The organism is Pseudomonas sp. PIC25, assembly GCF_002286785.1.
Classification (GTDB): Bacteria; Pseudomonadota; Gammaproteobacteria; order Pseudomonadales; family Pseudomonadaceae; genus Pseudomonas_M.
Genome location: NZ_MUJY01000070.1, coordinates 1 through 3,476, shown reverse-complemented (window position 1 = coordinate 3,476; position 3,476 = coordinate 1). Strand labels below are relative to the sequence as shown.

At 65.8% G+C, this 3,476-nt stretch carries 4 protein-coding genes; all 4 read right to left on the bottom strand.

The genetic code is table 11. The features are described 5' to 3' along the window. Positions 1 to 361: 361 nt before the first annotated feature. Genes BZL41_RS08540 through BZL41_RS08525 form a run of 4 tightly spaced genes read right to left on the bottom strand, consistent with a single transcriptional unit; the run spans position 362 to position 3,469 of the window. Positions 362 to 1,339 carry a hypothetical protein gene (locus BZL41_RS08540; protein ID WP_095598897.1) on the bottom strand — a complete coding sequence of 326 codons (978 nt, stop codon included), beginning with the start codon at positions 1,337 to 1,339 and terminating at the stop codon, positions 362 to 364. After that, positions 1,312 to 2,016 (bottom strand): hypothetical protein, encoded by a 705-nt coding sequence (locus BZL41_RS08535; protein WP_095598896.1) that lies wholly within the window; start codon positions 2,014 to 2,016, stop codon positions 1,312 to 1,314. Before BZL41_RS08535 ends, BZL41_RS08540 begins: the two co-directional genes overlap by 28 nt. Then, a complete protein-coding gene (locus BZL41_RS08530; protein ID WP_095598895.1) occupies positions 2,013 to 2,549 on the bottom strand; it encodes a DNA-binding protein in 537 nt (178 codons plus the stop codon). Before BZL41_RS08530 ends, BZL41_RS08535 begins: the two co-directional genes overlap by 4 nt. Then, on the bottom strand, positions 2,546 to 3,469 hold the full coding sequence (locus BZL41_RS08525; RefSeq protein WP_095598898.1) for a hypothetical protein: 924 nt from the start codon (positions 3,467 to 3,469) through the stop codon (positions 2,546 to 2,548). Before BZL41_RS08525 ends, BZL41_RS08530 begins: the two co-directional genes overlap by 4 nt. Positions 3,470 to 3,476: the final 7 nt, after the last annotated feature.

The window sequence follows — 3,476 nt, the reverse complement described above, 5'->3', positions numbered from 1 at the left end:
CGGCTGGTTGAGGAAGGTCTGCAAATCCAGGTCGAGGCGCTCGCTCACACACTCGATCTGGAAGGCATAGGGCTGGCTGATGGCTTCTTCGCCGGTGAAGGCGAGCACTTGCAGGTCGTGGCGAATGCCAGGAATGGCCAAGGTGAACTGGGGGGTATCGGCAGGCTGGAACATCCGCTGTCCTCCGCTGTAAACGGTCAAGGGCGCGGAACTTAGAGGGGTTTTCCCTGGCAGTTTTTTGCGCACTGCTCGGCAGCGCACGGCTCATGCGGCTTACAGGCACTTTGTAACTGTTTGTTGCTGAGACTCACCTCTCAAACAGTAATGTGATACAGGACGCAAAGGACAATTGTCCGGCTATTTACGCCGTGATTGGCCTGAGACGACCAGAAAGCCCAGCCGCTTGCGTCGCTTTGGCCGTGAACCCGGTAGCGTCTCCTGGGCTCGGCGTCGGCCCCGGACTATGGGTATGGCTGGCCAGCTGGGTGTTCATCTGCTCCACCAGGTCGATCAGGTCGCAGAGCACCTGGAGCACGTTCACCGAGCCGGATCCCAACCAGGTCTTCGGCGCCTGCAGGCGCTGGCTCACGGCCGCCACGCTCTGGCGCAGCCCCTGGATCCGCTCCACCATGTCGCCGCCCACCGTGGCGTTGTGCTTCTGCCCCACCACCAGGTTCAAGTCCCGGCCCGTTGCCTGATGCAGATCATCCACGGCAGCCAGGCTGGCGGAACCACCGGACAGCAGCTTGAGCGCGCCCAGCGCCTCGATCTTTTTGATCCCGCCCACGGACTCGGTGCTGTGATCGTCCACGTCCACCGTGCTGTTCTGGTAGCGCTCGGCGTTGTCCAGGGCCTCCACCTCGCGCTCCACGGCCTGATCGCGAATCCGCCCATCCGTCTGCCGCAGCCAGTTGCCGTCCGCGTCCACGCGCTGCTGGCAGGCCTCGCTGTGTTGCCAGACCTGATCCCCTTTGGGAACCCGGGGCAAGCTCAGTCCATGCGGAAGGATCTGCTGGATATAGGGCTTGTGGGGCAGGCCGTAGGCGAAGCACACCACCACGGTGGTGCCTTCTTCGGGAAAGCCATAGAACCCGGCTTCCTGACCACCCACGGGGACCGGCACCGGCAGGCTGTGCAGGATCGGCAGATCGGGATCCGGCTCGCCATCGGGCAATAGCACCTCCACATCGACGCCGAAGCGCGGTCGAAAGTCGTCGCAGATGCCTTGGGATTTTGGGGCATCGGGCACGGCGACCACACGCCCGAACCGAGGCAGGTGGTAGCCGCCAGTCAGTTCGGGAAACTGGCGCTCTACAGTGCGGCGGATTGCGTCTTCCATCGGATGGCCATCCGGGTGCCGGCGAGGGTCACGGACGTGACACGCTCGCCTTGGTTGATCGTTGCGCCAGGGCGCAGCCCGGGGAGGGCTGCAACGGTGGCGCTCTGGTTGCCTTGGTAGCTTTCGAACAGCTCCACCGGCAGTTGCAGCGGGGCACGCTCGCCCCAGTAGCTGTCGGCCCAACTGCCCACGAATACCTCGCCATCGCCCTGCTGCTGCCAGGTGAAGTCGGCGATGTCATAAACCCGGGCCAGACTGTCCATGGCCTGGAAGCCAGCGGCCAGGCTGTAGAAATACGGGGCCTTGATCCGGGCATAGGCACGATCCGGCACACGGAAGCGAAGGCCTGTTCGGGCGCTGATTTCGGCGAGCACCTGCCGCAAGTCCACATGGCGCAGGTTCATCGGCAGCGGCAGGGCTAGCACGCTGGTCAGCTCCCGGCAGAACAGCACCTGCTGCTGGCTGTTGGCGGCGGTGCAGCGTTCTACGTGGCCGATGAAGTGCCGCTGCAGGGCGTGCTGGTTGTAGCCGATGTCGAATGTGACCAGCCCGCGCACCGGCGCGCCGGCCTGGATGGTGAAGCTGGCCCGCCCCGGGCTGCGCAGATCGAGGCGGACTTCCTCTTTCACCAGCGGGTACACCTGGCCGGCAATGGTCAGAACCTTATGCAGCTTCATGCGAGGGCATCGTCCAGGCGTTTCAGCACAGCTTCGAAGCCGGTCAGCTCGGCGGGCTGATCGCCTGCCCCGTCGTCGCTGGTTGGCGCACTGACGGCCTGCCCCGGGGCGGATTGCTGCTTGATCGGATTTTTAGGCCGTCGGGTTTCCACGCGCTCGGCGGTGGACAGCTTTTCGGACAGGGTGAACTGGACCCTCCACGCGGCCAGGCTGTCGTCTTCCCGGGCGCTCAGGTTGTCGCTGAACTCGACCTGCCGCACGCCGAAGGCCTCGGCGGTGTCGTTGACGATCCGGTAGGTGCGGCGCTGACCGCCGGCAGCCGTCGCCTCGGCCCAGCTCATCAGCTGAGTCAGGTGGGTGCTGTCGTAGAAGGGAATGAGCAGCGAGACCGTCAGGGATTTGGGCTTGAAGCCCTTGTGCGCCGCTGCGGTGTTGCTGGTCTGCCCCGACATATCCTCGCTTTCGATGCGCAGGTTCGCCGTCACCTTGAGCCCTTTTCCGCGCACCTTCTGACCATCCAACAGCAGTGTCATAGGCCCACCAACTCCCGTACAAAGGCCAGCCCGTCGAGAGAGCCGACCAGTATGACTCCAGCGCTCAACACCCACTCATGTCCTGGCGCGTCGCCTTCGAGCAGAGCCGAGCGCAGTTGCAGAGGATCGCCGGGTCCGATCAGGCGGGCGCGTATGCCGATATCGGCCGAACCGCCTGCGAGCAGGGCCTGCAGGTCGGACAGTTGCCGGTCCCGCCCCTGCTGCTGGGCGCTCTTGCGGCTGGCCAGGGCCGCCAGGTCGGCCATCGGCGAACTGTCGGCGGCATAGCTCTCCAACACCGCCAATTGGCCCGCCATGGCGCGTTTCGCCGCCTTGGTCAGCGTGCAGCGTTCCAGCGGCAGGCGCTGCCAGCGCGGCAGCGGCCCGGCGTCGGCGATCACCCACTTTTCCGCTTCCAGTCGCGACAGGTGCCGGGCACGCCGCTCGGCGCGCATCAGGTCCGGCACCGGTAGCAGCGCGTTGAAACGGGCCAGGCTCTCTGCCAGTTGGTCCAGGCGCGTGGACAGAAACATCAGCGCCAAGGCGTACAGCTCGCCGCTGGGCCGTGCGGGGTCGCGACCATCCACGAGCTTGTCGCCCAGGTGCGTCAGCAGATTGGGCGCCGACAAAAATCGTTGATGGCCACGCCCTTGACCGATGCCACTCTGGAATGGGGTCACCGCAAGGCAAGCCGGCGCCTCGCCGAGCTGAGCGGCCAGCGCGGCGCGTCCGCTGGTGGCCGCGCTCTGGGCGGCGGTGCCGACCGGGCCGGGATTGGTGGTCGCCAAACCGTCGAGCCCGGTCAGGCGCGCCACCGTGTTGACCAGTTCGCCGCCAGCCAGGTTCTTGGCTGCCGCCAGGTCGTCCATCCATTGGGTGGCCTGGGTGGGCCAGCGCATCGTGACGGGAGTCCAGCTCACGACGGTT

What these genes read in the sequence shown, in the direction of transcription:
- BZL41_RS08540 (WP_095598897.1), bottom strand. Translation starts at nt 1,339, where the DNA reads ATGGAAGACGCAATCCGCCGCACTGTAGAGCGCCAGTTTCCCGAACTG.
- BZL41_RS08530 (WP_095598895.1), bottom strand. Translation starts at nt 2,549, where the DNA reads ATGACACTGCTGTTGGATGGTCAGAAGGTGCGCGGAAAAGGGCTCAAG.
- BZL41_RS08535 (WP_095598896.1), bottom strand. Translation starts at nt 2,016, where the DNA reads ATGAAGCTGCATAAGGTTCTGACCATTGCCGGCCAGGTGTACCCGCTG.